The organism is Acetobacterium wieringae, assembly GCF_026646375.1.
Lineage (GTDB): Bacteria > Bacillota > Clostridia > Eubacteriales > Eubacteriaceae > Acetobacterium > Acetobacterium wieringae_A.
Genome location: NZ_JAIPPU010000004.1, coordinates 224,905 through 242,636, shown reverse-complemented (window position 1 = coordinate 242,636; position 17,732 = coordinate 224,905). Strand labels below are relative to the sequence as shown.

18 protein-coding genes are annotated in these 17,732 nt (G+C 40.0%); 14 read left to right on the top strand and 4 right to left on the bottom strand.

The features are described 5' to 3' along the window. Window positions 1–142: 142 nt before the first annotated feature. The 7 genes from Q7P33_RS05895 (at window position 143) to Q7P33_RS05865 (ending at window position 8,135) form a co-directional block, all read left to right on the top strand. Entirely contained in the window at window positions 143–1,708 is a 1,566-nt protein-coding gene (locus tag Q7P33_RS05895) for a class I adenylate-forming enzyme family protein (RefSeq protein WP_303868356.1), read from the top strand. Window positions 1,709–1,824: 116 nt separating this feature from the next. After that, the gene (locus Q7P33_RS05890; protein ID WP_303868354.1) at window positions 1,825–2,805 is read left to right on the top strand and encodes a 4Fe-4S binding protein; all 981 of its coding nucleotides are present in this window, start codon (window positions 1,825–1,827) and stop codon (window positions 2,803–2,805) included. Between the two features lie 48 nt (window positions 2,806–2,853). Further along, window positions 2,854–3,201, top strand: a complete 348-nt coding sequence (locus tag Q7P33_RS05885) for a hydrogenase maturation nickel metallochaperone HypA (RefSeq protein WP_303868348.1) — start codon at window positions 2,854–2,856, stop codon at window positions 3,199–3,201. A 13-nt stretch (window positions 3,202–3,214) separates the two neighbouring features. Continuing rightward, window positions 3,215–3,883 (top strand): hydrogenase nickel incorporation protein HypB, encoded by a 669-nt coding sequence (gene hypB, locus Q7P33_RS05880; RefSeq protein ID WP_303868367.1) that lies wholly within the window; start codon window positions 3,215–3,217, stop codon window positions 3,881–3,883. A gap of 1,000 nt (window positions 3,884–4,883) precedes the next feature. Further along, window positions 4,884–5,495: a type IV toxin-antitoxin system AbiEi family antitoxin domain-containing protein gene (locus Q7P33_RS05875; RefSeq protein WP_303868346.1), complete on the top strand. Its 612-nt coding sequence runs from the start codon at window positions 4,884–4,886 to the stop codon at window positions 5,493–5,495. Further along, window positions 5,492–6,346: a nucleotidyl transferase AbiEii/AbiGii toxin family protein gene (locus Q7P33_RS05870; protein ID WP_303868343.1), complete on the top strand. Its 855-nt coding sequence runs from the start codon at window positions 5,492–5,494 to the stop codon at window positions 6,344–6,346. The genes Q7P33_RS05875 and Q7P33_RS05870 overlap by 4 nt, the downstream gene beginning before the upstream one ends. 481 nt (window positions 6,347–6,827) lie before the next feature. After that, a complete protein-coding gene (locus Q7P33_RS05865; RefSeq protein ID WP_303868341.1) occupies window positions 6,828–8,135 on the top strand; it encodes an ATP-binding protein in 1,308 nt (435 codons plus the stop codon). Window positions 8,136–8,364: 229 nt separating this feature from the next. Here the strand turns inward: Q7P33_RS05865 and Q7P33_RS05860 are convergent, their stop codons facing one another. From Q7P33_RS05860 to Q7P33_RS05845, 4 genes are all read right to left on the bottom strand, one after another. Next, complete coding sequence (locus tag Q7P33_RS05860; RefSeq protein ID WP_303868338.1) at window positions 8,365–8,592, bottom strand: hypothetical protein; 228 nt, start codon at window positions 8,590–8,592, stop codon at window positions 8,365–8,367. 115 nt (window positions 8,593–8,707) lie between these two features. Further along, window positions 8,708–9,088, bottom strand: coding sequence for a hypothetical protein (locus Q7P33_RS05855; RefSeq protein ID WP_303868336.1), 381 nt, complete (start codon window positions 9,086–9,088; stop codon window positions 8,708–8,710). Between the two features lie 72 nt (window positions 9,089–9,160). Continuing rightward, window positions 9,161–9,409, bottom strand: coding sequence for a hypothetical protein (locus tag Q7P33_RS05850; RefSeq protein WP_303868333.1), 249 nt, complete (start codon window positions 9,407–9,409; stop codon window positions 9,161–9,163). 101 nt (window positions 9,410–9,510) lie between these two features. Next, entirely contained in the window at window positions 9,511–9,762 is a 252-nt protein-coding gene (locus Q7P33_RS05845; RefSeq protein ID WP_303868331.1) for a hypothetical protein, read from the bottom strand. 328 nt (window positions 9,763–10,090) lie between these two features. On the opposite strand from Q7P33_RS05845, the gene Q7P33_RS05840 reads away from it, so the two are divergent. The 7 genes from Q7P33_RS05840 (at window position 10,091) to Q7P33_RS05810 (ending at window position 17,699) form a co-directional block, all read left to right on the top strand. Then, window positions 10,091–10,936, top strand: coding sequence for a transketolase (locus Q7P33_RS05840; protein WP_303868328.1), 846 nt, complete (start codon window positions 10,091–10,093; stop codon window positions 10,934–10,936). After that, the gene (locus tag Q7P33_RS05835; RefSeq protein WP_303868326.1) at window positions 10,933–11,880 is read left to right on the top strand and encodes a transketolase family protein; all 948 of its coding nucleotides are present in this window, start codon (window positions 10,933–10,935) and stop codon (window positions 11,878–11,880) included. The genes Q7P33_RS05840 and Q7P33_RS05835 overlap by 4 nt, the downstream gene beginning before the upstream one ends. 22 nt (window positions 11,881–11,902) lie before the next feature. Next, on the top strand, window positions 11,903–13,219 hold the full coding sequence (locus Q7P33_RS05830) for a transaldolase family protein (protein ID WP_303868325.1): 1,317 nt from the start codon (window positions 11,903–11,905) through the stop codon (window positions 13,217–13,219). A 111-nt stretch (window positions 13,220–13,330) separates the two neighbouring features. Continuing rightward, on the top strand, window positions 13,331–14,188 hold the full coding sequence (locus Q7P33_RS05825; protein ID WP_369693286.1) for a ketose-bisphosphate aldolase: 858 nt from the start codon (window positions 13,331–13,333) through the stop codon (window positions 14,186–14,188). Between the two features lie 190 nt (window positions 14,189–14,378). Then, on the top strand, window positions 14,379–15,428 hold the full coding sequence (locus Q7P33_RS05820; protein ID WP_303868323.1) for a thiamine pyrophosphate-dependent dehydrogenase E1 component subunit alpha: 1,050 nt from the start codon (window positions 14,379–14,381) through the stop codon (window positions 15,426–15,428). Between the two features lie 49 nt (window positions 15,429–15,477). Continuing rightward, window positions 15,478–16,452 carry an alpha-ketoacid dehydrogenase subunit beta gene (locus Q7P33_RS05815; protein ID WP_303868321.1) on the top strand — a complete coding sequence of 325 codons (975 nt, stop codon included), beginning with the start codon at window positions 15,478–15,480 and terminating at the stop codon, window positions 16,450–16,452. 20 nt (window positions 16,453–16,472) lie between these two features. Then, window positions 16,473–17,699 (top strand): dihydrolipoamide acetyltransferase family protein, encoded by a 1,227-nt coding sequence (locus Q7P33_RS05810; RefSeq protein ID WP_303868319.1) that lies wholly within the window; start codon window positions 16,473–16,475, stop codon window positions 17,697–17,699. Window positions 17,700–17,732 lie beyond the last annotated feature (33 nt).

The window sequence follows — 17,732 nt, the reverse complement described above, 5'->3', positions numbered from 1 at the left end:
TATTTGGACATGCCCCTGAGCACATTTTACAGAAGATTGAAAAAATATGGCATGCATTGAGTTCGAAGTTGTATTTCAAACTTGAGTAGACTGGTCAACAAATTGTTAATAAGTATGAGTGAAAATTAGGAGAGGGATTAAAATGAATAATATGATGTCGGTTCCGGACTTTGCATTTTATAGGGCTCGAACAAGTGGACGTAGGGAGGCAGTATTCGATTATGACAATAAAAGGAGTTATACATATGCTGAAATTGAAAAGCGGTCCAACTGTCTTGCATTTTTCCTTTTAGAGGAGCTCGGACTAAGAAAAGGTGATCGTATTGCATTTTGCGCAGAGAATTCAATTGCCTTCATCGATGCGTTCTTTATGAGTTGTAAAACTGGAATCATTTTAACTTCTTACAACTATATGTTGGGAAGAAATGAATTAAATATACTTCTCGAAAAAGAAACACCGCGTGTCGTTTTTTATTCAAATAATTGTAAACAGGCAGTTGAAAATCTTCGACAGGATGGAGTTAAAAGGGAATATATTCCAATAAACGGAGACCGCGATGATCGGGATCAGTATAGTTATTCAGACATCACGACATATGAATCTAACGGAACCGCTGTTTTTGATACACCTCGTTATGATGAGATACAAATGCTGATCCATACGGGGGGGACAACTGGAGATCCAAAAGCAGCGATGATGAGTTACTGGGCGCTGTTTTTTAACGCAATGGGTGAGATTCTCACTGCGGGAATAAACCGTTATGACTGTATTAATGTAATGCTGCCCTTTTTTCATACAGCTGGCTGGAATGTTCTGATGCTTCCGACTCTAATAGCAGGTGGCCGGGTGATTATTACGGAAAAATTCGAACCTGGAAAAATACTGAAAATCATTGAAACCGAGCGACCGACAGCTTGTCTCGGCATCGAAACGATGTACAGAGCTATTTCAAGTCATCCGGATTTTGAAAAAGCTGATTTTTCCTGTTATCGATGGATGCTCAACGGAGCAGCACCCATATCCAGAGAAACTCTCAACGCATACTGGAATAAGGGCGTTAAAATGGTTAATGCATATGGTATGACAGAGGTCGGACCTAACAATTTATCACCAGCAGTGAATGACATGACACCAGAAGAGATAAAAGAAAAATGGATCTCGGTTGGAAGGCCCATGTATTTTAACAATATTCGCCTGGTAAATGAAGATGGTGTGGACGTTCAAGATGGGGAAAAGGGTGAACTTCTCTTTAGCGGGAATCTTACGTTTTCCGGGTACTGGAAGGATGTTGAAAAAACGAACGAAATTGTGAAAGATGGATGGATCCATACCGGAGACATCGCTTATAAAGATCAGGATGGTTACTATTATATTTGCGGTCGAAAAAAGAATATGTTTATTTCCGGCGGTGAAAACATTTATCCCATAGAAATTGAACATACGATTATGGGCCATCCCTCCATCGAATGTGTTTGTGTGCTTGGCGTTCCAGACGAAAGGTGGGGAGAAGTTGGTAAGGCTGTCGTTGTTTTAAAACCAGAAAAATCGGTAACGAAAGAAGAATTACAGGCGCATATCAGAAAAGAAAAATCGCGTATTAAAACACCCAAATATATTCAGTTTATTGAGAGCATTCCCAAAACTAGCGTCGGCAAGGTCGATCTGGCTCGAGTCAGACAGATATATGGCTATCCAGCTGATGTGTAATTAGAGTATATTTATTGGCATTCAAATGAATGAGGAAGGGGTTGAGCGGCGTAAAAAATGACTTTCAATTGTTATAGTGGAATAACGGGTTGTAAAAAAAAGAAAGTGATAAGAAGATGAGTGATTTAAAAGAACAAAAAAAGAAAGAAAGTCTAAAAAATTTTAAAAAGGAGTTTCCTAGAACTAACCAGGGGCTTCTTGACCGGGTCCATGGATACCATTATTTAAAATACATTAATCTGTATATTCATTATATGCAAAAGGCCCTTAATGGACTGAAGCCAATGCCTGACGTTCTCAAATATCCCGATGATAAGAATTACTCGGATGCAGAAGATGCAGTTAAAATGTTTGTGGATCAAACAGGGTTTATAGCAAGTAAAATGGAAACCAATGAATACCATGCGAAGGTGCTACGGGTTGAGGATGCAAAAAAAATTCTCTCACTTCACGAGGACTTAAATCTTCCGGATTTGCCCAAGACAGTGATTCCTTACAATCTAGCCAGAAAAGCGATTATCAAAGACCCGGAAAGCATTGCGGTAGTTGAATGTCCCTGTCGCGAAGCCAGAGGGGATGCAGGCTGTTATCCAAGAGATGTCTGTCTTGTTTTAGGGGAACCATGGGTAAGTTTTATACTGGATTATGTCTCAGATACAAAAGCGAGACGAATCACTCAGAAAGAGGCGCTTGAAATCGTTCAAGATCAACATGAACGGGGAAATGTTCAATCTGCATTTTTCAAAAGCTCATTAAATGACCGCCTTTATGCAATTTGTAATTGCTGTACCTGTTGTTGTACGGCAATGTCAGCTTATAACTTATTAGATGCCCCAATGTTTGCATCGTCCGGTTATAAATGCGCTATTGATGAAGAAAAATGTGTTTCATGCGGAATTTGTGTTGATTACTGCAAGTTTAATGCAATGCAAATGGTAGATGATAAAATGGTTTTTGATAATGCAAAATGTTTAGGTTGTGGTGTTTGCGAATCAAAATGTACATCCGGAGCGATTTCCATAATCAGGGACGATTCAACGATTTGCGAACCGTTAGATGTGGATGTACTGATCCCGAAATACACACCAAGAGCATAATAAATAATAGAAATAAAGGAAAATAAATGGCCTCTAAGGAGAAAAGGGATGCATGAGCTTTCAATAATGGAAAATGTTCTGGATATATCCGTTGATTATGCAAAAAAGAACAATGCCAGTAAAATTGTTCAGATAAACATTACGTCGGGAGCTCTATCGAACATTATTCCAAAATGGGCACAATTGTTTTTTAGGATGATTTCTAAGGATACAATAGCGGAAGAAGCATCGGTTGAGTTTGAAATTCTTCCGGTTTCCGTTAAATGCAGAGAATGTAAAAACATATCTAAAATTGAGATGGATCCCCCATCTTTTGTTTGCAAATACTGCGGTTCTGATCAGGTATCTTTATTATCCGGTAGAGAATTCCAGATTAAAAGTATCGAAATTATATGAGGTGGATAAGGTGATAAGTCAAATAAGAACAATTGAAATAAAAAAAAGTGTTTTTGAAGATAATACAATTAAAGCAGATGAATTGCGAAAAGAATTGAAGAACCAGCAAACATTCCTGTTAAATCTAATGTCATCACCGGGATCCGGAAAAACAAGCACGGTTATGGGCACCATTGATAGAATGCGCGATCAATTCAAAATGGGCGTGATTGAGGCAGACATCGATTCTGTTGTTGATGCAGAGAAAGTCGCTTCAAAAGGAATTCCGATCGTCCAGCTTCAAACTGGAGGTCTTTGTCATGTCGATGCGACAATGACCAAGGAAGGTTTAGATGGCCTCAAAACGAAAGAACTGGATATTGTCATTCTCGAAAATGTTGGAAATCTTGTTTGTCCAGCAGAATTTGATACCGGGGCCTCTAAAAATGTAATGATCTTAAGCGTTCCCGAAGGCGACGATAAACCCTTGAAATATCCTTTAATGTTTTCCATTGTCGATGCGCTTATCATCAATAAAATTGATTGTGCATCCTATTTTGACTTTGATTCAAAAGCTGTTAAGGAGCGAGTCATGAAATTAAATCCTGATATTGCTTTCTTTGAAATATCTGCTAAAACAGGAGAAGGTTTGGATTCATGGACAGATTGGTTATGTGATCAAATGGTTATTTGGAATCGCTAAAGAGGTTTCACCACATACAAAATATTCAAGTTATATGAAATTTAATAAACTCGTATGTATCAGGAACTAATAAATAGCTTGAGACCTAAAAGCAGCATCGATCATTTCGTTTTTGTTGAACTAAGAAAAAGTGGAATAAAGTAATAAAAGAAAGGTTGACAGTTATAATAACTATGACAAATGAAAAAGAAACAGTTTTGCATCTGTTAGAAATAATTCTAGAAGTATGTATTTTAAGTGTTCCTCAGTATATAGGGTGGTTTGATTGGAGAAAAAATTAGGGAAAAAATGAAATGAGTTTTTCATGATTTGTATTATTAAGAAGTAGAATAAAATAATAGGATAAGAGCGTTGTATATTTCGGGTTGGCGAATGTTCTTCTTTTTAAAATTATTTGCTGATAAATGCTTCACGGCAATTAAAAAAGTCTAATTTCTCCATTCCGGAAAAAGGCGGGGTTTTCAATGAGAACGTTCCATTAGGAAAGTGACCGTTAAACACTTCCAGGGAAGAAAATGAATTCACTGGATGGCAGCTGTCCTTGATTGGGAGACAATGAACAAAGTAAGCTCTTCAACAATGGCTTAAGACTGCATTAAGCTATTCATCGCGTATTAATCAGGGGATAATAATTTGAGAACTAATTAGGGTGTTTGAAGTGTAAAGGAGCTTGAAAGAGTCTAGTGATTGAAAAAATAGATTAGCTATGCAAAAATTCATACAATCAATTGATAATTTGGTTATTGACAAGTCGGGACATAACAATAATCTTCAATGCAAATTGTCACCTAAAACCGGTACAAGTCGCCTCCACCAAGCAAAGTAACAAAATTTCAATGGTTTTAATCAAATTCCCTTGCATTTCTTAATAATTGTCGTAACATGGTAGCTGCGCCAAGGCACACTATTAAGTGGAGCCGTTTTCTTCTTTCCGATTACGGTTAATGAATAGAACATTCAGCATATTTACTTTCGTACTAATAATGTTTATAATATTAGTATGAAAGGAAGTGGAATCGTGGACCGATACGAACAGCTGGATAAATTGATAGCCGATCATGACGGCATTGTTCAAACTTCGCAGGTTGTTGCCGAAGGAATTTCCAAATCTGTATTTTATGATTATATTAAAGAGAAAAAACTGGAACAGGTGGCCCATGGCGTCTATGCTTCAGCGGATGCCTGGATCGATACGCTGTATCTGATACATCTTCGCAGTAAACAAGCTGTCTTTTCGCATGAAACCGCTTTGTTTCTTCATGATTTGACGGACCGGGAACCAGCTCCCTATTCGATTACAGTTAAGACTGGCTATAATCCCAACCGGCTGAAAGCCGATGGAGTCCAGGTTTATACGGTTAAGTCCGAGCTTCATGGAGTAGGCTGCACAACTGCTCAGACGTCCTTTGGACATACGGTTCCGGTTTATGATATGGAAAGAACCATCTGTGATCTGATCCGCAGTCGCAAAGGGGTTGAAATCCAGACCTTTCAAGACGCAATAAAGCAATATGTCCGACGCAAAGATAAGAATTTGCGAACATTAATGCAGTATGCATCCCTGTTTCGGGTTGAAAAAATTTTGCGACAATATCTTGAGGTACTATTATGATCAAAACATCAAAACAACTGAAGGATTTGATTCGCAATCTTTCAAAAAAGAAATCAGCAGATGCCCAGATGCTGATGCGTCACTATATGATGGAACGCTTTCTGGAGCGAATTTCTCTTTCTGAATATAAAGATCAATTCATTTTGAAGGGGGGAATTCTAGTAACGGCGATGATCGGGTTAAATGCAAGATCGACCATGGATTTGGATGCCACGGTAAAAGGAATCAATGTGAATGCTGATGACGTTGAGCAGATCGTTGCTTCGATTGCCTCGGTTCCCTTGGACGATGGTGTATCTTTTTATATCAAGAGCATTGGTGAGATAATGGATGAAGCTGAGTATCCGGGGATCCGGGTTAGTATCGAGACAAAATTTGACGGCGTGATCACACCTTTTAAGGTGGATATTTCCACAGGTGATGTCATTACGCCTAATGAAATTCGGTATCAACTCAAGCTGATGTTGGAAGAACGTGCAATTGATATATGGGCTTACAACCTGGAGACGATTCTGGCCGAAAAGTTGGAAACCATTATTTCCCGCAATACCACCAATACCCGCATGAGAGATTTTTATGACATCCACAGCCTGCTTCAATTATATGGTGAAAACATGAATCCTACAGTTTTCAATCAGGCACTGATGGCAACTGCGAATAAGCGTGGGACAGAGCATTATTTAACCGATATGCTGTTGATCGTGGATGAAGTGGAAAATAGCAGTGTCATGAAAAATCTTTGGCTGGCATATCAAAAGAAATTTTCTTATGCATCGGAGATTACCTGGAAGACAATTATGGAATCAGTCCGCAATTGCATGGGTTTGATCAGAATAGAGGGCAGACATTAGTTATTTAATGGTGCATTCGTTTTTTAAAGTTTAATAAATGAAAGTGGTAATTCATGTACAAGTATAAACATTCGAAAAAAAGAGTAAAACGTGTCGCAAACATGTCGTATATCGTATATAAATGTCTGCGATAAGCCATTTAACTACTGTTTCGTAATCAGTATGGTCGAAGATTCGATTCTCCCCCCACTAACTCCAGTAAGAATCGCATAAGAGAGTCGTTTTGGTTCTTTTTTATACATGGAGGCGGGGGATGAAAACCCCATGATTTGGGGGTTCTTTAATACTATATCAGGTGAAAATTATATCTTGTTGCTTACCCGGTAGTGTCCTCACATGATCTGCGCCACCGAATTCTTACACAATCATAGATATTAGGATTGTTTTGATAATTCAAACATGTTATGGTTATAACTGAGAATTAAAAACATCCAGATCAAGCAAAAAACAGACTAAGAATTAAAATTGACAGGAGAAAACAATGAAACGACTTATTTCCAAACTCATTCTTTTTCGGGATAATGATGAAGACAATTTACTGAATCAGATAGGCCAATTGTATTCGAGCTTTAATAGCGGGAATGAGTCGACAGATTGTCTTATCGAACAAAGCTATCGTTGGATAAAAAAGCTTTTGGAGATAGCGACGGACTACGGCTTTGATCAAAATCTCTGGCATGCCTATTTGACCTTTGCGATGATTACAAACGAAAATCCGTTTACGCTGACCTGTGAAAAGATGGGAAAGAAAGCTGGCAGTGTGAATGTCTTTGCCAGAAATGATTGTGCAATCTTTAAAGAATTGTTTGATTTTGATTTTTCTCCACTGGAAGAAGCATTGGGCATTGATTGCTTTAGTCGCATTTCGAACTACCAGGCGATCCGAAAACCAGAATTTATGTATAACCAGAATGTCAGTCAAAAAGTAGGGGAATTATGCCAAACTCTGGAACAGGCAAAAAACGGGGACGGTTTTTTTGAAGCATTAACCTGTTTTTATGCCAACTATGGTGTTGGTATGTTTGGCTTAAATAAGGCGTTTCGGGTTGCTGCTGGTGAATCGGATAAACCGTTGTTCTTTCAGCCCATTAATAATATGGATAAGGTGATGCTGACCGATTTGGTAGGTTATGAATTGCAGAAACAGAAACTGCTTGATAATACCCGGGCCTTTGTGCAGGGAAAAAAGGCCAACAACGTTTTATTATTTGGGGATAGTGGAACCGGAAAATCGACGAGTATCAAAGCAATCGTCAACGAGTTTTATGATCAGGGATTGCGGATGATTGAAATCTACAAGCATCAGTTTCGTGAATTATCGACGGTGATTGCCAAAATAAAAAATCGGAATTACCGTTTCATCATATACATGGATGATCTGTCGTTTGAAGAATTCGAAATCGAATATAAGTTTCTGAAAGCTGTCATTGAAGGAGGCGTTGAGACGAAACCAGATAATATTCTAATATATGCGACTTCTAATCGGCGTCATTTGATCAGGGAAACCTGGAATGATCGGGATGATATGCAAAAAAATGGTGAGATTCACCGTTCAGATACAATGCAGGAAAAAATGTCATTGGTCAATCGCTTTGGAGTAACAATATTTTTTGAGCGACCCAGTCAGAAGCAGTTCTTTACAATTGTTGAAGAACTTGCCCGGAAAGAAGGTCTGAATTTGCCAGAAGAAGAACTGCGAATGGCCGCAAACCAGTGGGAAATGATGCACGGTGGTATTTCCGGTCGAACAGCGCAACAATTTATTAATCACTTATTGACTGTTGATTAGAATGATAAAATAAATACAAACATTATTCAGAATAAGCCGCTTGTATGTCCAGATAAATATGTCACCCTATAAAAAACACAAAGCAATCATTTATTAATCAGACAAACATATTTTTGAGACCAAAGACTGTTTGTCTGAATCGCCAAATGACTATTAAAAATCCGCCGATCACGTGTGTGGCTGGCGGATTCTTTTTATTAAGAAGCGAAATAATTGGATTTGCGGTATTTTATTCAACCTTGCCGAAATCACCATTCATTAAACCAAGAATAATTTTTCCGATTTTTTCCGGAGCGGCTGGATCTTGGGGGTATACCCAATTGTCGTAGAAATCTTCAACTTCACCATTAATTAGAATATTTTGTATGGCTTCTCTTTTGGCCACCATCAAGCCATCTTGAAGGATTTCAAGATGATCGCCGTTTTTTGTGATCGTGATTGTTAATTCGGTTTGCATTGTCGGCTCCTTTCAATTTGCGATGTACATTCCGGATAGGCATAAAACTGATTTGTTAATCCTTCTTTTAGCGAAGAAATTAAAACTATTAGAATACCTTTTTTAATTACATGTCCTAGTTAATAGCGCTGCCAATTAGCTTAATTACCAGGCTTAAATCAAATTTTCCGGGGAACTCAAAGGCAATTTTATTGACATAATAATTGTACAATTCTAATTCATTTTCAAGACTGGAGTCATTTGAATTCTTTACTGAGAAAGCAATAAACTTTGAATAGGGTAAGAAAGTAAAAATTGGAAATTCAGGCTCTTCATAGGTGCAAATAATAATTCGTTTGGAGGTGAATAATATATCGGATGGCACAGGATAGAGATCAACCACATAAAATTCAACAACCCGTTCCTCATTATTTAACATTCCCTGAATATTCTTATGAACTTTGGATGTGTTTTTTTTATCCGTAATAATAAATCGGGAATCTTTAAAGTCGATCATTTTTTACTCCTTGGAAAAAGAGAGTTACTCAATAGCGTCAGTCTGACTGAGTAACTCTCTTTATTTCGAATTTTAGAAAACCATTTTTTTGACCACAATTGTATCGAGAGTGGCTAATTCTTTTTCCAGTTCGGCGATATCCGCTTCTTTGTTGGGTAAAAATTCTAAAATTATCAGTCCGGTGATACTGCACATTTCTTCAGAAGACTCATGTAAACCAAGGCGTGTTTTAATAATGCAGCCATTTTTAGTTAACAATTCCTGAACCTTCAATGCTTCGTTTTCGCGGTTGCCGACCTGAATTCCCATAATTTGTCTCATAAAAAATCCTCCTTAAAGTATTTATATTCTAATAAAATACCCAATTTATAAAACAATAAACGATTCTGCAAAAAAATAAGCGGCGATTAGGCCGCCGCTTATTATAACTCGTCTTTTAAACACCAGGTTATATTTTTTCCTAACTCATTGTTCTCACCAGAAAGCCAAATATCGATTTTCAGATTTTCCAGTTTTTCCATGGATTCGGTATCGTTTAATTCTTTCGCTTTTTCATAAGCTTTAATAATCCAGTTTTTTGTCAACTTCTGGAAATCACCGCCCTCGGTTTGGATATAATCATTTCTAATATTAAGTTTTCCGTCGATTACTTTGCTTGAATAACGTAAGCCCATACTTTTACCCTCCTTGTATGCTGAAAGTTGCTATAGTCATTATATCGCGATTTGGCAAGACTTTACATAATTATTTAAAAATAAATTGACAAAAAAACAATTCGTGCTATACTACATATAAGAACTGGTCATGACCACTAATGATCTGTCATAGGTGGGATTAGATCAACAGCGTATTTTTTATTATGTTGAGAGGGTCAGCGCAGGTTTGGGTAATTACGAACAATTTTGCAAAATAGTTTCTTCTGTTTATCAGATCGTTCTGTAAACGTTATGCATATCCTTAGCAAAATTAAGTATCGTAGAAAAATATTTAAGGAGAGATTCAATGCAAATAGAAACCATCGAAAAAAAGGCATTTAATATTCGCAAACATATTGTTCATACGGTAATTAATAATGGTGACGGCCATGCTGGCCCGTCATTGTCGTGTACAGATATTTTGGCTACCTTATACTTTGGAATCATGGATATCAAAGTTGATGAACCAAAATATCCAAACCGAGATCGGTTTATTTTGAGTGCGGGGCACAAGTGTCTGGCCTTGTATGGGACCCTTATAGAAAAGGGGTTCGAAATGGCAGATGTTATGAAAACCTACAATATGTTGGGCACGAAGGTTCCGGGCCATCCAGATATGAAAAAATTCACCGGTGTGGATTTTAGTTCCGGAGCGTTGGGTCATGGTTTGCCAATTGGTTCCGGGATGGCATTAAGTGCGAAATTAAAAGGAGAAAAGCAACGGGTGTTTGTTCTCATGGGAGATGGGGAACAAGGGGAAGGGTCGAATTGGGAAGCGGCAATGTTTGCCAGTCATCATTGCTTGGACAATCTAGTAGGCATCATTGATCGAAATGGTCTGCAAATCAATGGCTCGACCCTCGAGGTTTTGGATACCCGTGATTTGAGAGAACGTTATTCTGCTTTTGGATGGTCGGTAAAAGTTGTGGATGGACATAATATTGAGGAACTTCTCAGTACATTCCAATCAATACCATTCCAGAAAGGAAAACCCAGCATGGTAATTGCCAATACAATAAAAAGTAAGGGGATGCCTTTTGCTGAAGGGGATTTTAAATATCACCATTGGAATCCCGGGAAGGATTCTCAAGAAGCCAAAGATGCATTGGATGCATTGGAACATTATGCGAAAGAAAAGGGATGGACAAAATGACGACTAAAAAACGAAATCCACGGGATGCTTTTGGAGAAGCATTATTAGAACTCGGTAAGAATAATTCCTGTGTCATGGCGGTGTCGTGTGATTCTGGGTCCGGTTCGGGTATGAATCCATTTAAAAAAGAATTGCCGCAGCAATATCTGGAAGTTGGTATCAGTGAACAGAATGCGATTGGAGTTAGTGCGGGATTGGCAGAAAGTGGCTACATACCGGTTGTTTCAGCAATTGCTCCGTTTATCTCAATGCGGGCCTTTGAACAGGTTCGTAATGATTTGGGCTACGCTAACATGAATGTAAAAGTAATTGGTTCAAGCAGTGGTTTATCGCACTGTGCGTTAGGTTCAACGCATCAGGCCATTGAAGATTTGACGTTAATGCGCTCAATTCCCAACATGGTTGTATTGAACCCCGGGGATGTATTTGAAGTGGAAATGTCGCTCCGTGCAGCAATTGATCATCAAGGGCCGGTTTATATTCGAATGCCACGCCATGAAATGGCCGAACCGCTGGACGCTTCAGAGCGGAGCTTTGAAATCGGTAAAGGCGAATACCTGATGAACACTGGCGATGATATTGTAATTGCAGTTACGGGTACATTAACAATAGACGGACTGATGGCAGCAAAAATTTTGGATGAAATGGGGTTTGGGGTAAAAGTAATTAATTTTACAACCGTAAAGCCTCTAGATACGGGGATTCTTAGTGAGGCCTATCAAAATGCCAAGTATCTTTTCACAGTAGAAGAACATTCGGTGATTGGTGGCTTTGGGAGTGCAGTTGTTGAAGCTCTTGCAGCAACTAAAGGTAAAGCTCCAATTCATATTGTAGGTATAGCCGACGGCTCCATTAATACCGGCCCCTATCGGGAATTATTGGAAGCCTACGGCCTTACCTGGGAAAAAATTGTCGATCGTATTCTGTTTGTAGTAAAAAAATAATCAAATATTGTGGAGGAAAGAAATGAATACTGTCAGTTGTACCTTGAACACCCTATTAAACGATGATGTTTTGGTAATTGAAGATCAGAAGAAGGATGTAGCTCGAGTTCTTGATTTTAATTTGCCGCTGGAGGAATACGATTTTTTAAAAAAACATGTCAAAAAAATCGGTGTAACCAAGGAATTTGAACGGGTTATTTCGACTTTTAAAACACCAGATAATGAAACCCCTGATGGTTTTAAAATAGAATGTCGTCTGGAAGCCAATGGTGTGCTCCGGGCAGATCTGATCCGCGACATTTCTTATGAAAAGAATGGCAAGAAACGACCAACTAATGTGCTATACTCAGCTGATTCAGCGAATCCTTATGAGGTTGCACCAATCAGTAAAATGATTGCCAATCTGACTTGCAATCCTGGTATCATTTACGATTTGTTTATTAATAATCCCAAAGCTAATGTTGGTAACCTATTTAAAACACGGGATGAGGTTATGGAAGAAATTGGTCGAATTCTTGGGCCGGGATCAGACATTAGCGTCGAACTGAACGATCCTTTTGGGAAGTCGGATTCTGAACTGCTGGAAGAAGCTGCAAAATTCAGAGAAATGTTGACGGACTATCGAGTTGTCATAAAAGTGCCTCATACTGGACCGGTCACGAAAGAAAACGTTTCCGAACTTCTTTCTGGTGATAAAAAACTAAGCAGAGCCTGTACCGATGTCACAACGGAAAGTGCTTTCCGCGGACATAACTTGGCACTGATGTTACAAGAAAATGGTTATCGCGTTAACTTTACCCTGATGTTTGAACCCTATCAAACTGCTCTGGCGCTGCAGGCTAAACCATATTTTGTCAATAGTTTTGTTCGGCATCGTCTGATGCAATCCGAAATGATGGATTTGAGTTTAAAACAATTCAATGCCACCGGAAATGTTAAGTGCATTGAAGCGATTCGCGACATGTTCCTGGAAAAAGATTACATTGCGATGGACCAGGCCAATATGGATCTGATTTCCGTGAAGAAAATGGCTGAAGCTATTTTGAAATATCGTCATTTTGATGATGCTGAAGGTTCTGATGGGTTAGACGGCGTTCGTCATAATTTAAGACTCTTTAAAAACACAAACCTCGATGATTCCAGATTGATCATTTGCAGTATGGAAGGTGAATTGAACTACCCGGATATCGATAAACTGCTGATGGAAAAAGAATTTGAAGATCTAATCCATCGTGTCGTGATTACAGCCGAGCCGAATTATCTGGCCCGATTCACCTCATGTAATCAGGTAGTATCCTATCAACGACGCTTTATGAATGCCGCTAACGGACAAAAATAAGAAAAGATTTAAGAGATCATTTATTTTTTAAGCGAGTTGTGCTATACTGATTCCAGGTGGTCATAACCTATCATATTTATGTATGATGTCGTGAAATTTTAAAGAAGAGAGATGATGATCATGAGTTATGTTAACATGAAAACAATACTTGAAGATGCCAGAAAAAACCGCTATGCGGTTGGTGCATTCAATATTGTAAACTATCTGACAGCAAAAGCTGCAGTTGAAGCAGCAGAAGAGTTGAATCAGCCAATTATTCTGCAAACTTCAGTAAAAACGGTAAAAGCTTTTGGCATAAGTGAGATGATGGACTATTTAAAACCGATTGCCGATAACGCTAGGGTAAATGTGGCCATTCATCTTGATCACTCCACGGATGTCGATTTTACCAAAGCCTGTATCGATGGCGGTTGGTCCTCTGTCATGTATGATGGTTCGCAGCTGTCGCTTGCCGAAAACATCAAAAATACCAGTGAGATTGTGGCTTATGCCAAAACCAGAAACGTTACTGTTGAGGGGGAGTTGGGAGCAATTGTTGGGGTTGAAGATGATATTGTCGTTTTGGAGGGCAATCATGCTCATGCCAATCCGGATGATTGTCGCATTTATCTCAAAGAGACCGGGATTGATGCCTTTGCGCCTGCAGTAGGAACAGCTCACGGAGTATATAAAGGTGAAATCAGTATCGATTATGATCTTTTCGAAGCGATAAATGAATTTTCACCATGTCCACTGGTACTCCATGGTGGAACTGGACTTACTGATGAAATGTTTCATCGTTTAATAGCATTGGGCGCTTCCAAGGTAAATATATCAACAGCCATAAAAATTGGCTATTGTCAGGGCATGGTTGACTATACCAAGAATCATCCCGATCAGAATGACCCACTGAAACTGGATGCTTTCACGAAAGAACAGGTCAAGAAAGTCGTGACCGAACATATCCGTTTCTTTGGGCTGCTTGACTAAGCAAAAGCTCGATTTAAGTCAATACACAAATAACTAAAAGGGTGTTAAATTATGAAAATGAATCTGTGAAAGCTCAGTATTCTGGTATCATGCTGAACTTTCACAGATACGCATTCCGTTTTGTAGAAATGGCATGCAAAAATACCATCTACATCAGAGTAATGATGATAAAAATACAAGGAGAACAATCATGAAAAATACCAATTGCATTGAAGAGATCAAAAAAGAATTTGATGCTTATGCAGAGATGTATGTCCCAGAAGGACTGGATCGGGAAGAACAACTGAGAATGTACAGCATTATGTGGTTAATGCGTAAGTTTGAAGAAGCGGTAAAGCCTCTGTGGATGGCCAATAAAGTGCATGGTTACTACCATCCTTATATTACTGAAGAAGCGATTGCAACTGGTATAATCACACAGTTGAAAAAGAGCGACTATGTTGGATCAACACATCGTGGTCATGGTCATCTGATCGCTAAAGGTGGCGACATCAATAAAATGATGGCTGAGTTGTTTGGCAAAGAAGAAGGCTATAATAAAGGCCGCGGTGGTTCAATGCATATTAGTGATATGAGCATTGGGATGCTTGGGGCCACCGGAATTGTTGGTGCTGCCACAGCGCCAGCGGTTGGTAGTGCCTTAAAAAGCTGGATCAAGGGAACTGATGACGTAACCGTGGTATTCTTTGGCGATGGTGGATCTAATGCCGGATCGATCTGTGAAGCCATGAATATGGCCGCTGCATGGAAGTTACCAGTCGTTTTTGTATGTGAAAACAACCAGTGGGCCATTGCTACCGATATTGCCCGGGTAACTGGCGAACCGGATCTTTATAAACGAGGCACTGGCTTCGGGATTCCCAGTTGTCGGGTTGATGGCTTCAACATCTATCAGATCTGGGATACCGCAAAAACGGCTATTGCCCGAGCTCGAGCGGGTGAAGGACCTTCTTTTATTGAATGTAAAACGATGCGGATGCTCGGCCATCATGCTACTGATGATAGCTGGTACCGCGACATGTCAGTTTGTGATAAATATTGGGAGATCGAACCAATTAAACGCATGGGTGAATTCTTAGTTGGAAATAAAATTGCAACACAAGAAGAACTGGATGCGATTGAAGCGGATGCTATGAAACAGGTAGAAGCATCCATCGATTATGCAGACAATCAATGCCATGAACCCTCTCTTGATACTTTCTATGATTATATTTACGCAGATGGCGAAGTTATCAAATAGACGCAGGATCGATTAGCGGGATTATTAAAAAAGATTAGGAGAAAATAATATGTCAATCATAACACTTAGAGAATCGATTACCCAGGCTTTACGTGAAGAAATGGCACGGGATGAAGATGTATTTATCATGGGTTGCGACGTCGGCCTTCGCGGTAATCCATTTGGAATTACCAAAGGACTGATGAACGAATTTGGTGAAAAGCGGGTTATCGATACGCCGATTTCAGAAGCAGCATTCACGGGTTTAGGCGTAGGTGCGGCGATTGCCGGAATGCGTCCACTGGTCGAAATTCTGTACTGCGACTGGCTGACTCTGCCAATGGACAATATCGTTAATACAGCAGCTAAAACAAGCTATATGTTTGGTGGCCAGGCAAATGTGCCAATCGTTATTCGTGCACCTTTTGGTGTCGGCGGCGGGGTTGCGGCGCAGCATTCTCAAAACAATGAAAACTGGTTTGTTCATGTGCCGGGCCTGAAAGTTATCGCACCGTCCACTCCTTACGATATGAAAGGACTACTCAAATCAGCAATCCGGGACAATAACCCGGTCATGTGCTTTGAACATAAACGTAATTATTCCATTAAAGGCGAAGTTCCAGATGGTGAATACACCATTCCAATTGGAAAAGCTAATATTCGTAAACAGGGAACCGATTGTACAATCGTTACCTATTCTTACATGACCTACGTGGCCGAAGCCGCCGCTGCTGAACTTGAAAAAGACGGGATCAGCTGTGAAGTCATCGATTTACGTTCACTACTGCCACTGGATTATGAAACCGTCATGGATTCAGTTAAAAAAACCAGCCGTGTTGTTGTCGTAACGGAAGCTCCATTAAGAGGATCGATTGCTGGAGAAATTGTCGGTGAAATCCTTGACCGTGGTTTTGATTTACTTGATGCACCACCGCAACGTGTTGGTAGTAAAAACTCTCCGGTTGCATATAATGAGGGTCTGGAAGCATTATGTACACCAAAGAAAGAAGACATTATCGCAGCAGTACGCAAAACATTTGAATAAATTGTGAAGGAGTGTTTATTATGGCAAAACTAATGAATATGCCAAAGATCGGCGTTAACATGACAGACGGTACGGTCACGGAATGGTATGTAAACGAAGGTGATGAAGTAAAATTTGGCGAAATGGCGCTTGCGGCCGAAACCGATAAAGATGTTCAGGATATTCCCGCCGATCAGACTGGTACAGTTTTAAAAATAATTGCCCAGGTGGGAGATAACGTGGAATGCCATAAGCCACTGGCAATCGTAGGAACTCCGGGAGAAAATATTGACAGCCTACTGGCTGAAATCAGTGGCGGTGGTGCAGCACCAGCTGCGCTTGAGGCTGAAGCGGCCCCAGCCGCAGCTCCAGCTCCAGCCGCTGAAGTAGTAGAAAAATCGCCAACCGGACGGGTTCCGGTTTCACCACTGGCCAAGAAAATGGCCAAAGATATGGGCATTGATCTGGCAAACGTCAAATATAGTGGGGTTCGTGTCACCAAGGCCGACATTCTCGCTTATGAGGAAGCACCTCAGCCAGTAGTATCAACTCCGGTGGCTGCAACAGCTGCTCCCGCTGCGGGTATTCGCAATACCGTTCCTTATACCGGTGTTCGCCGGGTGATTGGCAGTCGTATGACTGAAAGTGTGGTTACCAAACCATGGGCAGCATTGACGGTTGCTGTCGATATGACAAAAGCAATCGAATGGCGAAATCGTGTCAACGAACTGGCTGATATTAAGGTTGGTTTCAATGAAATGTTCGCCAAGGCCTGCTCACGGGCTTTACAGGAATTCCCGATGATGAATTCCCAATTGGCAGCAGACGGCACTGAAATCTATGAAATGGAAGATATCAATATTGGTATTGCAGTAAATACAGACCGAGGTTTAATGGTACCAGTACTAAAGAATGTCGCCGCCAAAGGCGTTGTCGAACTGGCTAAGGATTTCTCCGGTCTGGTTAATCGAACCAAAGATCAGGAAAATATCCAGGGCGATCTGTCCGGTGCTACCTTCACCATCAGTAATTTGGGTTCACGGGGAATTGCAAGTTTCCGTGCGGTAATCAATCCACCTGAATGTGGCATCCTGGCAGTGGGAGCAACGGTCAAAACACCAGTCGTTATCGATGACGAAATCGTCATCCGACCGATGATGAACATCACACTGAGCTTTGATCACCGCATTGTTGATGGCGATTATGCAGCTCAGTTTGTAGCCTATATCGGAAAACTGCTGGAAGATCCGATGAAAATTCTGATGTAACACCATTAAGAACTCCAAAAGGTCAACGAATGA

What these genes read in the sequence shown, in the direction of transcription:
- Q7P33_RS05895 (WP_303868356.1), top strand. Translation starts at nt 143, where the DNA reads ATGAATAATATGATGTCGGTTCCGGACTTTGCATTTTATAGGGCTCGA.
- Q7P33_RS05890 (WP_303868354.1), top strand. Translation starts at nt 1,825, where the DNA reads ATGAGTGATTTAAAAGAACAAAAAAAGAAAGAAAGTCTAAAAAATTTT.
- Q7P33_RS05885 (WP_303868348.1), top strand. Translation starts at nt 2,854, where the DNA reads ATGCATGAGCTTTCAATAATGGAAAATGTTCTGGATATATCCGTTGAT.
- Q7P33_RS05875 (WP_303868346.1), top strand. Translation starts at nt 4,884, where the DNA reads ATGAAAGGAAGTGGAATCGTGGACCGATACGAACAGCTGGATAAATTG.
- Q7P33_RS05870 (WP_303868343.1), top strand. Translation starts at nt 5,492, where the DNA reads ATGATCAAAACATCAAAACAACTGAAGGATTTGATTCGCAATCTTTCA.
- Q7P33_RS05865 (WP_303868341.1), top strand. Translation starts at nt 6,828, where the DNA reads ATGAAACGACTTATTTCCAAACTCATTCTTTTTCGGGATAATGATGAA.
- Q7P33_RS05860 (WP_303868338.1), bottom strand. Translation starts at nt 8,592, where the DNA reads ATGCAAACCGAATTAACAATCACGATCACAAAAAACGGCGATCATCTT.
- Q7P33_RS05855 (WP_303868336.1), bottom strand. Translation starts at nt 9,088, where the DNA reads ATGATCGACTTTAAAGATTCCCGATTTATTATTACGGATAAAAAAAAC.
- Q7P33_RS05850 (WP_303868333.1), bottom strand. Translation starts at nt 9,409, where the DNA reads ATGAGACAAATTATGGGAATTCAGGTCGGCAACCGCGAAAACGAAGCA.
- Q7P33_RS05845 (WP_303868331.1), bottom strand. Translation starts at nt 9,762, where the DNA reads ATGGGCTTACGTTATTCAAGCAAAGTAATCGACGGAAAACTTAATATT.
- Q7P33_RS05840 (WP_303868328.1), top strand. Translation starts at nt 10,091, where the DNA reads ATGCAAATAGAAACCATCGAAAAAAAGGCATTTAATATTCGCAAACAT.
- Q7P33_RS05835 (WP_303868326.1), top strand. Translation starts at nt 10,933, where the DNA reads ATGACGACTAAAAAACGAAATCCACGGGATGCTTTTGGAGAAGCATTA.
- Q7P33_RS05830 (WP_303868325.1), top strand. Translation starts at nt 11,903, where the DNA reads ATGAATACTGTCAGTTGTACCTTGAACACCCTATTAAACGATGATGTT.
- Q7P33_RS05825 (WP_369693286.1), top strand. Translation starts at nt 13,331, where the DNA reads ATGATGATCATGAGTTATGTTAACATGAAAACAATACTTGAAGATGCC.
- Q7P33_RS05820 (WP_303868323.1), top strand. Translation starts at nt 14,379, where the DNA reads ATGAAAAATACCAATTGCATTGAAGAGATCAAAAAAGAATTTGATGCT.
- Q7P33_RS05815 (WP_303868321.1), top strand. Translation starts at nt 15,478, where the DNA reads ATGTCAATCATAACACTTAGAGAATCGATTACCCAGGCTTTACGTGAA.
- Q7P33_RS05810 (WP_303868319.1), top strand. Translation starts at nt 16,473, where the DNA reads ATGGCAAAACTAATGAATATGCCAAAGATCGGCGTTAACATGACAGAC.